Source organism: Pradoshia sp. TA40_28 (assembly GCF_059694525.1).
Map to the genome: position 1 here is coordinate 1 of NZ_JCATZO010000009.1, position 18,122 is coordinate 18,122.

Below are 18,122 nucleotides of genomic sequence, written 5' to 3' on the forward strand. Positions count from 1 at the left end.
ACAAAAGCCCCAGAGGGCTATGAGATTAATCCCGAAGTGAAAAGCATTACAATCGGAGAGGGAGACCAGCAGCACGTCCAAGTTACGTTTAAGGACAAAGCCATAATCCCAGAAGTGAAGACAGGCTCCCTTGAAATTACAAAAGTAGATGTAGATACAAAAGAAAAGTTAGCAGGAGCGGAATTTACGCTTACTCAAGATGGGAAAGTGATCAAAACAGGTACGACAAATGAAGAGGGAACACTGATCTTCGACGATCTATCCGTAGGAATATATAAATTAGCTGAAACAAAAGCACCGGCTGGATATGTTCTGATCGAGCAAGAGAAAGAAGTTACAATTAATAATGATAATCTATATGTTGAATTGACAATTGAGAATAAAAAATCAACAGGATCAGAAGAAACTGATTCCGACTCACATGTAAATTCAACTGATCCTTCAGTTGATGAAACAGATTCATCAAGCAGTCAAGTAAATGATTCAGCGAACATAAAAGCTGAATCTAACAAGAATACTGTTTTTTCAAATATCTATGAAAAAATAGAGCGCCTTCCGCAAACTGGAGAAGTATTATTCAGAGTGTTAACCCCACTAGGCATTTTATTAATTGTAGTAGGTGGAATCTTCATGTTAAGACGTTCTAAAACGCATGGATAAAATGAAGAAGTTTGGAATATTACTTCTTTTACTTGGAGTGGCATGCATCCTCTATCCTTTATTCATGCATCAAAAGCAAGGGGAAGACATAGAAAAATTACAGACCGCACTGAATAGAATTCAAGAAACTGAGATAGAAACTGGACAGGAAGAAGAATTATCTTCTTCCTTGTCTATAAAGAATGATGTTTTAATGGAAGCATTGGAATTACGTATACCAGCGATTGATTTACAAGCTCCAGTGCTTTCTGAAACAACAAAAGAATATTTAAACATAGCATTAACTCAGATTAAAAGTAACCAAGTCCCAGGAAAGGGGAATTATACGATTGCTGGTCATAATAGTTCAGTAAAAGGACGGCACTTTAATCGTTTGGATGAATTGGTGATAGGGGATGAAATATACTTAGTAGATGGAGAGGATGTTTATACCTATCAAGTAGATTCAATAGAAATAGTAACTCCCCAAAATGTAGACATTTTAAATGATCAGCCGAATAAGAATGAAATCACTCTAGTTACCTGTACGGCCAGTGGAACTAAACGTCTTGTTGTTAAAGGATATCTCACATCTTGATTCAAAAGGCTTCTATCTAGAAAACGATAGGAGCCTTTTATTATATAAGAATATAATGAGTGGTTTGAAAAAAAAATTTCTGGAAATTATTGATATTTAGAATCAAGAATCAACTATTAGTTTGTCTCTGAATGATACATCGCTTTTTCGAGAGTATTCATTCTGCGAAAAAGTTTTTATGGGCTTCTTCATCTCTTATTCATAAAATATCTTTAAATAACCTTTAAAGTAATCATGTTCCTTTTGTTCGGTATCTAGGAATCTGTGTGATTCCTTTGAACCTCCATCCCTCTTAGTACAAGGTTCTACCTTTTTAAAAATCATCAAATAGTTTATAATTATCTGTAAATAGTGGATATTTTAGTGGATGAATCATTATAATAAAAGTGATATGGTAAATTTTGAGATGAAAGGGTTTCCTGGGTAAAGCCTTCTTTTTGTTGCATCTAACAGGAAAGTGTCTCTTTTTTTACAATTTAGGGGATAAGGATGGTTATAATGAGCAACATGCAGAAGAAAACAGACGTTATCTTAATTGGTGCCGGGATTATGAGCGCGACATTGGGGTCTATGCTGAAAGAGTTAGCACCTGAATGGGATATCAAAGTATTCGAAAAACTTGCAAGTGCAGGGGAAGAAAGCTCTAATGAATGGAATAATGCAGGGACGGGTCATTCTGCGCTGTGTGAGCTTAACTATACATCCGAAAAAGCGGACGGATCTATAGATATTAGCAAGGCTATTACAATTAATGAACAGTTTCAGCAATCAAAGCAGTTTTGGTCCTATCTTATTAAAAGTAATTTGATTCACAATCCTAAAGATTTTATCATGGCAATCCCTCATATGAGTTTAGTACAGGGAGAAGATAATATAACTTTCTTGAAAAAACGTTTTAAAGCGCTTTCTAAAAATCCTTTGTTTGATGGGATGGAATTATCGGAGAACCCTGAAAAGCTGAAAGAATGGGTTCCGCTTATCATGGAAGGGCGCGCATCAGAAGAACCAATTGCAGCTACAAAAATTGACTCCGGAACGGATGTTAATTTTGGGGCGTTGACACGAATGTTGATTGAACATTTACAGAATAACAATGTGGAGATCAACTACAAGCACAGTGTAGAGGATATTAAGCGTACTAATGATGATTTGTGGCAAGTGAAAGTGCATGATATGGAGAATGGTAAACTTGAATACCATACTGCGGATTTTGTCTTTATCGGTGGTGGAGGTGGAAGTCTGCCTTTACTTCAAAAAACAGGGATTCCAGAGTCCAAACATATTGGAGGGTTTCCTGTAAGCGGGTTGTTTATGGTATGCAACAATCCTGAGATTGTAGAGAAACATCATGCCAAAGTGTATGGAAAGGCCAAGGTTGGTGCTCCTCCAATGTCTGTTCCGCATCTGGACACACGTTTTATCAACGGTAAAAAAACCTTGTTATTCGGACCGTTTGCCGGATTCTCGCCGAAGTTTTTAAAAACAGGTTCCAATCTGGATTTAATTGGATCTGTAAAACCGAATAATGTGATTACTATGCTGGCAGCCGGTGTCAAAGAGATGGCTTTGACCAAGTATCTGATTCAGCAGGTCATGTTATCAGATGAAAAGCGCATGGAAGAATTACGAGAATTTATTCCAAATGCGAACATCGAAGATTGGGATACAGTAGTGGCAGGCCAGCGTGTACAAGTGATTAAAGATACGGAAGAAGGCAAGGGGACACTGCAGTTTGGTACAGAAGTTGTCAGTTCCGCAGATGGATCAATTGCGGCATTGCTCGGTGCCTCACCAGGAGCTTCTACCGCTGTTCACGTTATGCTTAAGCTATTAGATAAATGTTTCCCGCAATATAAAACGGAGTGGGAACAGAAAATAAAAGAGATGATTCCTTCTTATGGAATGTCCCTGATGGAAAATCCAGACCTATTCAAGGAAATCAATAAGTCAACGGCGGAAGCACTGGGTCTATGCACAAAAGAAATGGTCTGCCATTAATTTTAAAGTAGAGTATCTAACCATATTGGTAGATACTCTATTTTGGTTAAATCCCACTAGAATGGAAGCGGACAATATAACCCTGCATTCATTAGTCATGCAGGGTTTACTTATTAATAGTTAGTTAACTCATTAATCGGAGTTTGAATAATAACTGGATTCTTTTTAGGATCCAACCATTTGAGAATTCTTTTTACGTTTTCTTCAGAAGTTGCAGTGCAGCCTAAGGTATAGCTATTGCCAATATGGAAGAAGATAGCACTGCCCTTATAGGGTATTCGTTTTGTATTGTAGTTAATCACAAACCCATACGTGTATGCTGCAATGTTCATGTTTTCAGCGCTTTTCCAATGAGTCTTTGTTTTCTTTTTGGATTGCCAAGTGTTATAAAGTTTTGATTTAGGATCATCCACCCATACATCATCAGCTGTGATTTTACGATAATTCAGCTTTGTTCCAGGATTCGCTTTCCTCCCAAAAGCTGTGCCGATTGTATACTTTCCAATTGGAGACTTTTTGCCGCCTTCTTTCATATCCTTTTCCTTCGCGAATCCATACTTCCCTATATGGCCTTTGGTTGTTAATACAGGCACCCAACTCCCTTTAGAGTTTCTCTCGAATGTGCGAATTTCAGCATTTGATGTATTATAGCCATTTGAAGTAACAAGAATGAGCTGCTTGTTGCTCTCCACTGTCTTTAGGCCTTCAGCTAGATTTTTAGAAGCTGTCGGCTTTTTGGAGGTCAAATATTTACTGGAAGCCCAACCGCTTTTATTTCCAACAGTTACTTTTCTCCAAGAATCTTTCGTCTGAGTTACTTTAACAGAGCTGTTCTTATTGACAGTTGTAATGACTTTGTATTTAGTCCCAGCACCACTGCGGATATTCGATGTACTTGCCGTGACATATTTAGTTTTGGATGATGCAGCTTGTACATTTTTTTCCATAGGAGAACCTGAAACAAAAACGAATAGTGCGACTAAGATGGCTAGAAACTTATAAAACATGCTATCTCTTCTCCTTAAAATGATAAGTTTAATCTCTTTATTTTATCCACATATATAAGATGCAGAAAACGATTCATCCTGTCCATTTACTTGATTTTAAATTTCTCAACTGCAGTACAGTAATAGTTCGATTGCTCTATGTATCGGAGTTTTATCTGAATAAAAAAAGAAGTTGAAGTTTTGAGATAACCATATGTTCTCCATTTTGTAGCAGATCTATTTTACTTATTTGAAATAGAATAGGATTTATGTCTATACAATTCGGACAATAACCAGGTAGGTTTATGTAAATACCTATCGGGAAGAAGAAAAGGAGGCGAAAGAATGGAGAAGGAGGAATTACAAAATGGGAAAAACAATTTTTATAACAGGAGCTGGAAGTGGGCTTGGTAAAGGTACGGCTATTGGCCTGGCGAAGAAAGGTCATCACGTCATAGCGACTACTGAGACGACATCCCAAAAAACAGCGCTTATACGGGAAACAAGAGACCTAGACGTGAATATGGAGGTTTTTAAACTCGATATTACCAATCCTATTGATTTAAGAGAAATTGAAAAATATGATTTCGATATATTTGTAGCGAATGCCGCCATTAATGAAGGTGGACCGCTCGGTGAAATACCAATGGAGCGGTTTCGCGCGATCTTTGAAGTGAATGTATTTGCTACTCTTGGAACAGCTCAAATTGCCGCCAGGAAGCTGGTCCAAAAGGGTGTAGGGAAAATTGTTTTCTTAAGTTCGATGGCGGGCATTATGACAACGCCTTATGCGGGTCCATATGCGGCGACAAAGCATGCTATTGAAGCGATTGCTTTAACATTAAAGGATGAACTAAAAGAGTTTGGTGTACAGGTAGCGACCATTAACCCAGGTTCATTCGACACGGGTTTCAATGATCGAGCAGTAGAGGAAAAATGGAAATGGTTTAATGAGGAAGAGAATTATACTCGTAAAGAAGATATGAAACAAATGGAAGAAGGGTTAAAAAATCAACTTAATCCAGATCATATGATTGAAAAGATGATAGAAATCATCCCGGCAGAACATCATAGATTCCGTACTGTATATCCAGAGGAAACCGAACAACAGATGAAGGAAGCTGAACAGAAAAAATGGATGATGGACATATAAATCAGCTGAACCATAAATATTATTTCACCGATTTTTCTTGATAACTACTATTTGTGCTGAAAGTCCGACTTTTGAACTACTAGATTAAGTGTTTTTGTTTTGAAAGAAATAAATTATAAGGTAAACTATTCATGAAGAGAGTTTGTTAATGATAACACTTACTTTCTTTAAAATAGGTAAAATAGGCTATGTTAAGTTGCAATTGCTGAGTTGATTTTATTGGAGAAGGGTATAAGGTTGTCCGAGTAAATCCAATATAAATTTCAGTAAATTTATAAAACAGACTGATTTATAATTTGATGGGGAGGCAATTTAAATGAAATTAGAAGGAAAAGTAGCGGTTGTTACAGGTGCAGCATCCGGAATGGGGAAAGCGATTGCAGAGCTTTACGCAAAAGAAGGGGCTAAGGTCCTTGTGACTGATGTTAATCTTGAGGGTGCTGAAAAAGTAGTTGAAGATATTACAAACAATGGCGGTACAGCAAAAGCATTACAAGTGAACGTTGCAAAGCTTGAAGATATCGAAGGAATGATTGATACAGCTGTTAAGGAATTTGGAACTTTAGATATCTTAGTTAACAATGCAGGCATTATGGATGGATTTGAGCCTGTTGCGGATATCCAGGATGATAGATGGGATTTGATTTTCGACATTAATACAAAAGGTGTTATGCGTTCTATGCGTAAGGCGATTCCTGTATTCTTGGAAAAAGGAAAAGGTACCATTATTAATATTGCCTCTACTGGTGGATTAAACGGTGCCCATGCCGGTGCAGCTTATGGAGCTTCCAAACATGCTGTGGTTGGTCTTACTAAAAATACTGCCTTCATGTATGCACAGGAAGGTATTCGCTGTAATGCAATCGCACCAGGTGCGGTTGAAACCAATATTTCTGCATCTATGAAAAATATAAATGAATTTGGTATGGGACGTTCAAGATTGGCACAAGCTGTAATCCCTAGAGTGGGACAACCAGAAGAAATCGCAAATGCTGCCCTTTTCCTTGCTTCTGAGGATTCCAGTTTTGTAAATGGAACAGTTCTTGTCGTTGATGGTGGCTGGACTTCAGCGTTCTAATAAACAATTAACTATTAAGTACGATTAGGCAGTTTGTTTCTCTATTTTAGAGGAATAGACTGCCTTTTTTATTATGTTTATATAACAAAATTTATTCAATTTTAAATAGTGAAGGTAATTATTATTATTTTAATATAATTTATTGACAGGTGACAGGTTGTCACCTTATATTGGATTTACTTGATAAATTGTCTCATAAATGAACAGGCTAATACATCAAGAAGACTAACAAGTAAAGGGTGTCATAAAATTATATGAAAGTACTTGAATTGCATCAGGTGAATAAAAAATACCCGATTGCAGATGGTCAATATTTCCTTGCTCTTAAAGATGTTAATGTTTCTTTTGAGAAGGGGGAATTGGTTTCAATCATTGGTGAATCAGGAAGTGGAAAATCTACTTTAATGAACCTGATTGGTGGGTTGGACTCTGACTTTACCGGTTCCGTTCAATTTGAAGGGAAGAATATTGGTGAGTTTAATGATAAACAAATGGATGAATATCGTAAAAATAAAATAGGCTTTATCTTTCAAAGCTTTAATCTAATTCCGCATTTATCTGTTCTCGATAATGTAACGATTGCGATGACTCTATCAAATGTAGGGAAAGAGGAACGCATTAAACGAGCAGAAGAGATTCTGACTCAGGTAGGTTTAAAGGATCATATTTATAAAAAGCCAAATCAATTATCTGGCGGTCAAAAGCAAAGGGTTGCGATTGCGCGTGCATTAATCAATGATCCTGAAATCATTATTGCCGATGAACCGACAGGAGCGCTTGATTCTGAAACAACAGAACAAGTATTAGCAATCATTAAAGAGATTGCGATGCAAGGCAAGCTGGTTATCATGGTTACTCACTCTGAGCGAGTAGCAAACCATTCCTCAAGGGTGATCCAAATTGCAGATGGTGAAATTATCCGCGATGACAGAGGAGAACCTCTTGAACAAATAAACCCTCAGTCCACTCAAGTGGAAAAGAAGGTCGGGGAAAATCTTAGCTTTGGGGCGGCAGTGAAGCTCGCTTTTCTAAATATGAAAGAGAAGCTTGGTAGAAATATTTGGGTTTCCTTGGGCGCGAGCATAGGCATCATGAGTGTCATCTTTTTCCTTTCGCTGGGAAATGGTGTGAAGACCTATATGAATGACTCGATGAATAGTATGGTGAATCCGCTTGTTGTGGAAGTCAATATGCCTTCTGAGGAAGAAGAGTTACCATCAAATGTTGATGAAAATCAGGCTATGATGCTATCAATGGTAGGTGAGCAAACACCATTTGAGGAAAAGGATATCGAAAAACTATCCGAGATTGAGCATGTCTCTTCAGTGGAAAAAGGATTCAATCTTATTTCATTTGGATCAAATGCGGTTAAATATAAAGATAAAAAAGTTGACTTGATGATGATTTCAACCGTCTCCTCTAATTTAACCGAAACGAGTATGAAAGAAGGGTCTTTACCTGGAAAGCAAGAAATTCTCCTTGCGGAAGGTACAGCTGAAAAATTGGGCGGAGATATGATCGGTAAAGATGTTAACGTAACGCTGATGCTAAATGATCAATTATATGAAAAAACCTATACGGTTAGCGGAATTATATCGTTGGGCAATCAAATGGCGGCCATGGACTTAATCTATGCCAATTATGATGATCTTGTTCAGCTTGCTGAGGATAACGGTCAGACCTTAGAACCGACTAGTATCTATTTAGTTGCAAATGATGAAGAGTATACGGAAGACATAAAGTCTAAAATAAAGGATATGGGTTACAGCGGTTCATCACAGGAAACGATGACTGCCATGATGAACGAGATGCTGGATGTTTTAACCTATGTGTTAACTGGAATTTCAGGTATATCTCTGTTTGTTTCAGCGATTATGATCCTGGTTGTTCTTCATATCAGCGTGGTTGAGCGTACGAAGGAAATTGGAGTACTGAAAGCGATCGGTGCACGCCGTATGGATATAAGAAGAATTTTCGTATCGGAAGCGTTTTTGATTGGGTTATCCAGTGGCATCATCGGTGTTCTGGTGGCGTCTTTATTAACGGTTGTGGCCAATAGCCTATCTACCAACTTGATTGATTTTGAAATTGTACGGATGACGCCTGTCTACATTGCTTTTGGTATTGCTGCAAGTATTATCATCAGCATGCTCTCCGGACTTATGCCAGCTAATAAAGCCGCTAAATTAGATCCGGTGGATTCTTTACGAAGAGAATAGGAGAGTATATGCCAACCCAAACATTTGCTAATTTACCAACTGAAAAGCGAAATAGGATTATCCAAGCTGCTAAAGTGGAATTCAGTGAATACTCCTTTTATGATGCATCGATAAATCGAATTATTAAGGAGGCGCAAATTCCCCGGGGAAGTTTCTATCGTTATTTTGAAAATAAAGAGGATCTGTTTCTGTATCTATTAAATGAGTACAAGAGTGACCTTTTTAATCTAATCAGTAGCATGATTGACAATCAGGCAAGCGATATTTTTTCACTTCATTTCACGCTGTTTGATTATATCACCGCTAAAGCGATGGATTCCGCGCATTCCAAGTTTCTAATCAATGTTTTTACACGGACGGATATCAAACTGGCTGAACATTTAATGAGCTTTACGGATGCTCGTGAATTGGAAGAGAAGCAAGAAATCTTAATGAACTTGATTACAAACATTCATTTATTGAAGATTGAAAATAAAGAGGATTTACTTCGTGTTATTGAAATTTTGAGAAATATAACCTTCAATCAAATTATTCTGGCGTTAACAGATCTTTCAACTGTGAAACAGAAAAGAGAAGAGATGGAGCGTCAATTTCACTTTATTAAATATGGTGTACTGAATAAGCCTTGAACTTGTTAAGAAACAGGTTCAAGGCTTTTATTATAAAGTCCAGGTAGCTTTTACTCGAATGTATATGGTCTTTAAAGATAGCAGGCTGCTTATCTTCGAAATGGTATTATAGGCATCCAGCGATTGATCAGTGTCTGTAAAAACACCTTATTATATAGCCGCTAATTTATTCGCTTCTGGTATGTTTTCGGATTATCGGGAGGAAGCGAAACTCGCGAGTAAGTCACGAGCGACATTAACTATTCTTGCAGAACATTGGGCAGAAACAGCTAGGGTTTTTACGGAGAAAATTTCACCTAAATCAAAGATTAAAGTCCTCGGTGGACATCTGATGTTCTGGGAATATAGTGAAGCCTTTAATCAATCAATTGGTGAATTTTTAGACGGCAATAAGTGAACATAGATTGTAATTTGCAGCTGATCTTAGAAGAATGATATATTGCAGCATATAAAGCCAATAAAAAACTCCTGTCTGCTTACTTAGCGGACAGGAGTTTTAATTGTATTAATTAACGATGCTGAATAACCCTTTAATATGTGATAGATAACGGATATTACTTGCTTCTTTCATCAATGTAGCCGGTAAGCCTTTTAATGGCGTAGAATTGCCGCCAATAACGGCTACACCGTCTTTACGACCAAGACTTGCCAATGTACCTGAGTTTACTGGAGCAAATACTTCAGGAAGAGTACCTTTAATGGAAGCCGCAATATTGTATCCAATCAATTCGCCCATTTGCCAAGCCATTTGTGCAGTTGGCGGGTATGGTCTTGCACCAGGAGCAGGGAAGACAACTGCACTGTCACCAGCAATGTAAACATCAGGATGTGATGTGGATTGAAGATACTCATTAACCGTTGCACGGTTACGATCTACAGCTAAACCGGACTCGCCGACAACTGGAAGACCTTGTACGCCGCCAGTCCATACAAATGTATTGGCGATAATTTGTTGTCCATCTTTTAAATCGATCACATTTCCATTTACACCTGTGACAGGAAGTCCAGTCAAGAATTGAACTCCACGATTTTCTAAGCTTGTCATAGCACGTTCAATTAAATGATCTGGAAGCATAGGTAAAATTTTTGGACCTGCTTCAACTAGAATAAATTTAAGCTCAGAAGGATCAACCATATATTGTTTAGCAACTTTAGGTGTCGTATCTGCAATTTCCCCAACTAATTCAACACCGGTTAGTCCGCCACCGCCGATAACAATCGTTGCATCTGCTGGATTTTTCGTTTTTGCATATTCTTTAATTCGATCTTCGATATGCTTGTTAATTTTATTGGCATCATCCGCTGATTTTAAGACCATGCTATTTTCTTCAAGACCAGGAATGCCGAAATAAGCAGTTTGGCTGCCTAAACCAACGACTAATTTATCATAAGTTAAGATTTTTCCACTTGAAAGAGTTACCTTTCTTTCATCAGCTGAAATAGATTCAACCTTAGAGATAAGTAGATTAATGTCTTTTCCTTTAAACAAACGATCTAATGGCATAGCAATTCTGCCTTCACTAATATTGCCTGCTGCCAAACGATGCAATTCAGTAATAATTTGATGTGTCGGATATTGGTTAACAACTGTAATAGTAGCTTCTTCAGGAGTTAAATGCTGACGTGCAGACAATGCTGAAAGAAGACCGCCATATCCTGCTCCTAAGATAACAATTTCTTGTGCCATGATATGTTCCACCCTTGTTTGTAGTATTTTTAAACCCAGTATTTTTCAAAAATCATATAATAAGTGCTTATAAACTAAATGAATAAGTATTTATTTAGAACGTTCGTTGCTTATTTGAAGATAAGCATTGGCAAAACGAAGAACCTTTTGGATTTGCGGATCTTTAAGCATTTTCATCAAACCAAACACACTGACGACTTCTTTGCTTTGTTCTGCTCTTTCTTTTGCTTCTATTGCATTGGCAGCAATATTTTTGGCTGTTTTCGTAACAGGCTCTGCAAATTCCTTCGCAGTATTGGCAAAATCACTCACCAATACTTGATCTGTAGCTAGGGATTGTGCAATTTCATAAGATTTGTTCAATGCTGTTACAACTTCAGTTAATTGTGGTAATTGATTTAATAGAGTAATTAATGATTCCTGAACTTCTGGTTTTGATAATTGAGAGAGCAACTCTTCTTGTGAAGCTACTGGAGAAGATTGTGTCTCTACTTGCTGTTTCAATGTGTCTGACATAGCAAATACCCCATTTCTGTTTGTTATAGCAAAAAATTAAATTAGTTATTATTATATAACCATAAATTCTCTACTTTAAGCATACTCCTTGTGTATACATTCACAAAACGATTTGCTCTAAGAAAGCGTTTCCAATTTTAAAAAATACTATTTTCACTATGTTGATAGTGTAAATTCTGTTAAATCATCTATTTTGGGTAGGTTTTACCTGTTTATTAGAAGATGAATGAATCGATTTTAGAGGTTTTATTAGAAGGTTTTATAATAGTGGAATAATGAATGGAATAAAAAAGTAGACTCCCCGAGGAGAGTCTACTTTTTATTTTATTCTTGCTCACCGATAATTGTGTCAGCAATGTTCTTAGCATGGTCGCCGATTCGTTCGAGATTACTTAAAATATCAACATAAACGAGGCTTGCTTGTGCAGAACAGGATCCATTATTTAAACGGATAACATGTTGCTTTCTTAATTGGCGCTCCATCTTATCGATTTTGCGTTCCAACTCAAGCACCTTGTATGCACTTTGCTTATCGTTATGTTCTATGGCTGCGATTGCTTCTTTAACAGCTTCAATAGTAGTAGTGAACATTTGAGACATGCCTTCTGTCGCTTCATCAGTGAATGTTGCTTTATTTGCATTTTTATACTCTGCAAATTCGAGGATATTCTCAAAATGATCTCCAATTCGCTCAATATCTGTGATCGTATGCATCAGAATATTATGTTCATCTGATTCATGGGCAGACAATGAACTTGTTGAGACTTTAACAAGATAATCTGTTATTTTGTGATCCAAATTATTTAGAGCCTCTTCAATTTGATTACCCGTATTTAATGAAGAAGTATCATTCGTTAACAAGTAGTTATACGTTTCTTCCAATCCTTTTATCGCAAACTCGCCCATTCGCAATGTTTCCTTTTTAGCCTGTCCAAGTGCAATGGACGGAGATTGGTCGATGATTCTTTCATCTAAATGCTCAGGTTTATACTCAATCACAGTATCTTTTCCTGGGATGAGTTTAGTAACTGCCCAAGCATATACACCGATGAATGGAATCATGATCAGTGTATTCGTAATGTTGAACGTTCCGTGTGCAAAGGCGATTGTCATTTCCGGATTCAAACCGAGCGTTTGCTGGAACCAATTGATAAGAGCGGTAAATGGTACGAGCAAAATCATAAAGATGATGGTTCCAAACACATTGAAAAGGATGTGTACGCAAGCTGCGCGTCTAGCTGCAATTGATGCACCAATTGACGCAAGAAGAGCAGTAATGGTTGTTCCGATATTATCACCGAATAGTACGGGTAAAGCACCTTGGAGATCAATAAGCCCTTCACCAAATAATCCCTGAAGAATACCGATTGTCGCACTGGAACTTTGTACGAGTAATGTAAAGACAGTTCCTACTAGAACGCCTAGTATTGAATAATCACTTAAGCTAACAGTTAAATCATGGAACCATTCGAAGGAGCGAAGTGGCTTCATCCCGCTGCTCATTAGCTCTAAGCCATAGAATAATAACCCGAATCCAAATAGGATTTGACCGAAGTTGTGTAGCTTCTGGTTTTTAAAGAAGAATAAAAGAAATGCACCGACAAAGATAATTGGCAAAGCGTATTCACCGACATCAATACCGATAATAAAGGCCGTTATGGTTGTCCCGATATTGGCCCCCATGATGACACCAATCGCTTGGCGAAGTGTCATAAACCCGGCACTTACCAATCCGACCGTGATAACCGTTGTACCTGAACTACTTTGTATTAAAACAGTAACTAGGATACCGACCAAAATCCCCATGATAGGATTAGTTGTATATTTATCCAATAAATCTCTTAGTCGGTCTCCTGCAGACTTTTGTAGTCCATCTCCCATGTATTTAATACCAAACAGGAAGATACCTAGTCCGCCAAGAAACTCAAAAAGCATCTGTTGAATACTTACATCCACTATTTACACCTCATTATTATTTTGGAAAACTTTTTACTGAGTATAATTATTATAGACCAAATGATGAAAGTAAATACTTATTACAAATGTTTACACAAATTTACGGGACCTTTACGTTCGTGTAATATATCAATAAATTTAAAAAATATAGTATTTAATAATAAATGAGTTAAACGTATCTAACATCGAATAAGCCTATGATCCTTTTCATTATTGAAATGAATGCCTACAGATATGGATATCACAAGAATTTCTGTACGTTAAGTAACGTCATCCGTATCTGAATGAAGACCATCAAAAAATATGATAGACTTAGGAAATAACTAATTTCGGGAGAAGAGGTGGATGATCAGTGTATCTTTCCGTAAAAGAAACAGCAGAATACTTATCATTGCCGGAATCCTATCTTGAAACACTGATTAAGCAAAAGAAAATCCGGGCTGTATTTGATGGGGAACAATATTTGATTAACAATGATCAATTTTCCAATTATCAAGAACAGCTGCGGGAATACAAGAAGCTATTCCAGGAATGGTTAACAGAACCGATTCCAGAAGATTGGGATGCGAAAGATGAGGATTAATGGGAAGGTGGCTGTTTAGCCACCTTTTTTAGTTCACTATTCCGCTTACTTTTACTTAACTGGCAAGGTAATTCTATATTCGCGTGGAAAATAAATTTTAATTTAATGTAGGAAGTTCTTTTTTTGATATGATTTAAATATAAGTAGCCCATTATAAAATAGTATCCATTTGGGTACGTATGAAAGTTAATTGGGTAACAGTAAGTATACAGTTGTATTTGTTTAAAAATGGGTCTTTATTTTGATAGTCAAGGGAGAGGTTAGTATGAATTTAGCGACAATTGGTACAAGTATGATCACTGACAATTTTATAAACGCTGTATTGGAAAGTGAAGCCCTGAATCTGAAGGCAATCTATTCCAGGAATTTGGATAAGGCCTCCCGTTTTGCTAATAAGCATGAGGTTGATCTTGTCTTTAATCAACTGGAGGAACTGGCCAAATGTGATGAGATTGATATTGTCTATATTGCTTCTCCAAATTCATGCCATTTCGAACAAGCAGTACTAATGCTTGAGAACGGGAAACATGTCATATGTGAAAAACCGATATTTTCGAATATAGCTGAACTGAATCGAGCTTATCAAACCGCGAAAGAGAACAAGGTGTATCTTTTTGAAGCTATTCGAACCATTCATACACCTAACTTTACATTACTGCAAGATAACCTAAAGCGCGTGGGAAGAATTCGCAATGTAAATTTACAATATATGAAATATTCCTCCAGATATGATCAGTTCCTGGAGGGGGAAGTACCTAATATATTCTCGGCTGACTATTCAGGAGGAGCTTTGGTAGACCTTGGGGTTTATCCCCTATCTATGGCGATCGCTCTTTTTGGTAAACCTATTTCCACAACCTATACCCCTGTTATGCTTGAAAGTGGCGTAGATGGAGGGGGAACACTGGTCCTCAACTATTCAGATTTTGTATGTATTATTGTATGCTCAAAAATCGTGAATTCTTATGGATCAAATGAAATCCATGGAGAGTCAGGGAATATCATCTTCCCTGGATCAGGAACGATTCAAAAGCTTGAGTATATTGATAGAGAAACGAAAGTATGTGAACCATTTTCCATCCCTCAAAAAGAGAATGATATGACGTATGAGATTGAAGCATTTGTCGATATTATCAAGCATGATAAACTGGCTAACTACCAACAATTAATAGAAATCAGTAGAGCCGTACTTGAAGTCACTGAGCGCTCCCGGAAAGAAAATGGAATTGTATTCGGCACAGAAAAAGAAATAGACAAAGGTTAATCGCTTTGATAGAAGACTGCTCAATGGAACAGTCTTCTGTTTTTTTTATAAACTGATAATTTGCACTATTCACGAAAAGTACACAATTTATAAGTTTGTTTTAATTTAACCGTGGAAAGGTAATAAAGGGAATTACTTTGATTTACGGATTACTATCAATCATAAATTCAAGGAGGAGAAGTGAGCAATGATTAGAGACATTGTAAATAAGACGTTCTCAATGGGAATTGGTGCAGCTGTAACCAGTAAGGAACAAATTGAAAAATTAGTTGATGAATTGGTGAAAAAGGGAGAGGTATCTCGTGCTGAATCCAAATCAATGGTTGATGAACTGGTGAAAAAGGGAGATGAAGCCCGGACAGAATTTGAACAACAAATCAATTTAAAGGTCAAGCAACGTATGGCTGAAATGGATCTTGCTACAAAAGAAGATATTGAACGGCTGGAAAAGCGAATTGCTTTGTTAGAAGCAAAAAACCAATAAGGAATTAGACCATTAAGAATGTGTGGTTAGGGGGAGAAGCAGGTGCTTAAAAAGAGGATACGTCACTTTAATCGGTATCAGGATATCATACGCGCTATGATTCATCATGGGTTCGGATCTATTGCAAAAGAACTTGGATTATCCGATATGTTGCCGTTTGGAGGACAGTGGACATTTGAGAGTAAGGAGGTGAAGGATCGGCCGGCTGCCGAAAGGATTCGTGCTATCCTTGAGGAACTGGGTCCGACTTTTATTAAGCTTGGACAAATGCTGAGTACACGGCCTGACATCGTTCCTCCCTCCGTTATTTTGGAATTGGAAAAGCTACAGGATCATGTACCTGCATTCTCCCCTGAAGAAGCTAAAAAGATTATTGAAGATAATTTGGAAGCGCCAATTGAAGAACTATTTGCCGAATTTATGGAAGAACCATTAGCCGCGGCTTCCATCGGTCAAGTACATAAAGCTGTTCTGCACACAGGGGAACAGGTAGCTGTCAAGGTACAACGTCCCAACATCCAGGGGAATATTGAGACAGATCTTGAAATTCTGCATAATATAGCGAGATTAGCAGAAAAACGATTTAGCTTGGCAGAAGATTATGGAATAAGTGATATAGTGGATGAATTTTCCCACTCCTTACACCAAGAACTTGATTATGGTATAGAAGGAAGGAACTCCGAAAAGATTGCCAATCAATTTATCGACAATGACAAAATTAAGATACCATCTATTTATTGGGACTACTCTACTAAGCGGGTATTAACAATGGAATATGTAGAGGGAATAAAAATTAATGATGTTGATACGTTGAATGAACTTGATTTTAACAGGCAATTAATCAGCGAGCGTTTTACAGATGCGATGATGAATCAAATCTTAATCACTGGCCTGTTTCATGCGGATCCTCATCCAGGCAATATCTTAATTCAACCAGGAAACCGGATTGTTTTTATGGATTTTGGAAATGTAGGACACTTGGATACACGTATGAAGTATGCTTTTGCGACGATGATTATCGCCCTGAAACGAGGCAATACGGACAGTGTTATGCGGGCTCTTCTAAAACTAGGTTTTACGCCCGACGATATCAATTATGATAAACTGCGATCTGATGTGGAGGAAATCATTGATAAGTACTATGGACAGCCATTGAATACCTTAAGTATGAGTGATGCAATAAATGATTTCTTTACATTAACCTATTTGCATCATATCCGTATTCCATCTGATCTCACTATGCTGGGTAAAACCTTCCTTGCAGTTGAAGGAGTGGTCGAGACACTGAACCCAGAATTCAATATCATTGATGTGATAGAGCCATTTGGAGAGAAGCTCATTAAAGAGAGAGTGAAGCCAAAAAACTTAGCAGACTCTTTGTGGAATAAAGTAGTGGAATACACGGATATCCTAGACGAGATGCCCCGCAGCTTAAATGAATTAATAAATAAGCTGAAAGAGGGTAAATTCAGTGTACAAATAAAAGTACCGCAGCTAGATGTATTTCTTGGTAAAATGGATAAGGTTGCCAACCAGCTTTCTTATGCGATTATTCTGCTATCTTTTAGTATTATTATGGCAGGTTTGATTATAGGCTCATCATCGAGAGATGGTAGTTCTATTTTATGGCAAGTGCCTATTATAGAGATTGGTTCCGTTATTGCAACCTTAATGGTACTTTATTTACTGTATTCAATCTTTAAATCAGGCAGATTTTGAGAGGAAGATTTTACGTGGGAAATGTCAAGACGAATGCATTGCGCATATTAGATCAAAAAAAGATTGAGTATGAGATGTTTCAATACGACAATCGAGATGGAAAAATAGATGGAATATCCGTTGCAGAAAAAGTAGGGCAAGACTACAGGCTTGTTTTTAAGACCCTCGTCACATCTTCGGGAAGTGGTGCCATTTATGTTTTTGTGATTCCTGTAGATTCAGAGTTGGATTTAAAAAAAGCAGCTAAAGTAGCTGGTGAAAAGAAAATCGAGATGCTTCCCATGAAAGATATTCAAAAGTGGACGGGATATATACGGGGCGGCTGTTCTCCAGTGGGAATGAAAAAGCTATATCGAACGTACATAGATGAGTCAGCTGAAAATCAGGATAAGATCATCGTCAGTGCAGGGAAAATTGGTGTGCAAATGAAATTAAAAGTTGAAGATTTGCTTGCAGCTGTGAATGGTGAGTTGGCTGAAGTTATACATAGGTAGAAAGGTCTCGATGAAGGCCTTTTTTTGTTATCTGCTTAATAATCAGCATTGAGTTCTTTATTCAATTTAGGAATATTAGGTAAGTTTATTTACAATATTTGGGTTTGTGCCATATGATA

General features: G+C 37.3%; 17 protein-coding genes. 13 read left to right on the top strand and 4 right to left on the bottom strand.

The window, feature by feature from the left end; translation table 11 throughout:
* The 3 genes from AC58NB_RS12730 to AC58NB_RS12740 form a co-directional block, all read left to right on the top strand.
* The coding region (locus AC58NB_RS12730; RefSeq protein ID WP_497427215.1) for a SpaA isopeptide-forming pilin-related protein at window positions 1-660 on the top strand (660 nt) is incomplete at its 5' end.
* Complete coding sequence (locus AC58NB_RS12735; protein ID WP_497427216.1) at window positions 653-1,237, top strand: class D sortase; 585 nt, start codon at window positions 653-655, stop codon at window positions 1,235-1,237. The genes AC58NB_RS12730 and AC58NB_RS12735, both read left to right, overlap by 8 nt.
* Window positions 1,238-1,735: 498 nt before the next feature.
* The gene (locus AC58NB_RS12740; protein ID WP_497427217.1) at window positions 1,736-3,235 is read left to right on the top strand and encodes a malate:quinone oxidoreductase; all 1,500 of its coding nucleotides are present in this window, start codon (window positions 1,736-1,738) and stop codon (window positions 3,233-3,235) included.
* A gap of 113 nt (window positions 3,236-3,348) precedes the next feature.
* Here the strand turns inward: AC58NB_RS12740 and AC58NB_RS12745 are convergent, their stop codons facing one another.
* Entirely contained in the window at window positions 3,349-4,242 is an 894-nt protein-coding gene (locus tag AC58NB_RS12745; protein ID WP_497427218.1) for an SH3 domain-containing protein, read from the bottom strand.
* 346 nt (window positions 4,243-4,588) lie between these two features.
* Here AC58NB_RS12745 and AC58NB_RS12750 point away from each other — a divergent pair, with 346 nt between their 5' ends.
* From AC58NB_RS12750 to AC58NB_RS12770, 5 genes are all read left to right on the top strand, one after another.
* On the top strand, window positions 4,589-5,374 hold the full coding sequence (locus AC58NB_RS12750) for an SDR family oxidoreductase (RefSeq protein WP_497427219.1): 786 nt from the start codon (window positions 4,589-4,591) through the stop codon (window positions 5,372-5,374).
* Window positions 5,375-5,690: 316 nt separating this feature from the next.
* Window positions 5,691-6,452, top strand: coding sequence for an SDR family oxidoreductase (locus AC58NB_RS12755; protein WP_497427220.1), 762 nt, complete (start codon window positions 5,691-5,693; stop codon window positions 6,450-6,452).
* A gap of 254 nt (window positions 6,453-6,706) precedes the next feature.
* A complete protein-coding gene (locus AC58NB_RS12760; RefSeq protein ID WP_497427221.1) occupies window positions 6,707-8,671 on the top strand; it encodes an ABC transporter ATP-binding protein/permease in 1,965 nt (654 codons plus the stop codon).
* An 8-nt stretch (window positions 8,672-8,679) separates the two neighbouring features.
* Entirely contained in the window at window positions 8,680-9,300 is a 621-nt protein-coding gene (locus AC58NB_RS12765; RefSeq protein ID WP_497427222.1) for a TetR/AcrR family transcriptional regulator, read from the top strand.
* Window positions 9,301-9,430: 130 nt separating this feature from the next.
* Window positions 9,431-9,697, top strand: a complete 267-nt coding sequence (locus tag AC58NB_RS12770; RefSeq protein WP_497427223.1) for a hypothetical protein — start codon at window positions 9,431-9,433, stop codon at window positions 9,695-9,697.
* A gap of 108 nt (window positions 9,698-9,805) precedes the next feature.
* Here AC58NB_RS12770 and AC58NB_RS12775 read toward each other — a convergent pair whose 3' ends face one another.
* The 3 genes from AC58NB_RS12775 to AC58NB_RS12785 form a co-directional block, all read right to left on the bottom strand.
* Complete coding sequence (locus AC58NB_RS12775) at window positions 9,806-10,987, bottom strand: NAD(P)/FAD-dependent oxidoreductase (protein ID WP_497427224.1); 1,182 nt, start codon at window positions 10,985-10,987, stop codon at window positions 9,806-9,808.
* A gap of 90 nt (window positions 10,988-11,077) precedes the next feature.
* Window positions 11,078-11,503, bottom strand: coding sequence for a DUF1641 domain-containing protein (locus tag AC58NB_RS12780; protein WP_497427225.1), 426 nt, complete (start codon window positions 11,501-11,503; stop codon window positions 11,078-11,080).
* A 324-nt stretch (window positions 11,504-11,827) separates the two neighbouring features.
* Entirely contained in the window at window positions 11,828-13,459 is a 1,632-nt protein-coding gene (locus AC58NB_RS12785; protein ID WP_497427226.1) for a Na/Pi cotransporter family protein, read from the bottom strand.
* A gap of 352 nt (window positions 13,460-13,811) precedes the next feature.
* On the opposite strand from AC58NB_RS12785, the gene AC58NB_RS12790 reads away from it, so the two are divergent.
* The 5 genes from AC58NB_RS12790 to ybaK all read left to right on the top strand — a co-directional run bounded on the left by AC58NB_RS12790 (window position 13,812) and on the right by ybaK (window position 18,003).
* Entirely contained in the window at window positions 13,812-14,042 is a 231-nt protein-coding gene (locus tag AC58NB_RS12790) for an excisionase family DNA-binding protein (protein WP_497427227.1), read from the top strand.
* 265 nt (window positions 14,043-14,307) lie between these two features.
* Window positions 14,308-15,306 carry a Gfo/Idh/MocA family protein gene (locus AC58NB_RS12795; RefSeq protein ID WP_497427228.1) on the top strand — a complete coding sequence of 333 codons (999 nt, stop codon included), beginning with the start codon at window positions 14,308-14,310 and terminating at the stop codon, window positions 15,304-15,306.
* 187 nt (window positions 15,307-15,493) lie between these two features.
* A complete protein-coding gene (locus AC58NB_RS12800; RefSeq protein ID WP_497427229.1) occupies window positions 15,494-15,790 on the top strand; it encodes a phasin family protein in 297 nt (98 codons plus the stop codon).
* A 42-nt stretch (window positions 15,791-15,832) separates the two neighbouring features.
* Window positions 15,833-17,509 carry an ABC1 kinase family protein gene (locus AC58NB_RS12805; RefSeq protein ID WP_497427230.1) on the top strand — a complete coding sequence of 559 codons (1,677 nt, stop codon included), beginning with the start codon at window positions 15,833-15,835 and terminating at the stop codon, window positions 17,507-17,509.
* 14 nt (window positions 17,510-17,523) lie between these two features.
* A complete protein-coding gene (gene ybaK / locus AC58NB_RS12810) occupies window positions 17,524-18,003 on the top strand; it encodes a Cys-tRNA(Pro) deacylase (protein ID WP_497427231.1) in 480 nt (159 codons plus the stop codon).
* Window positions 18,004-18,122: the final 119 nt, after the last annotated feature.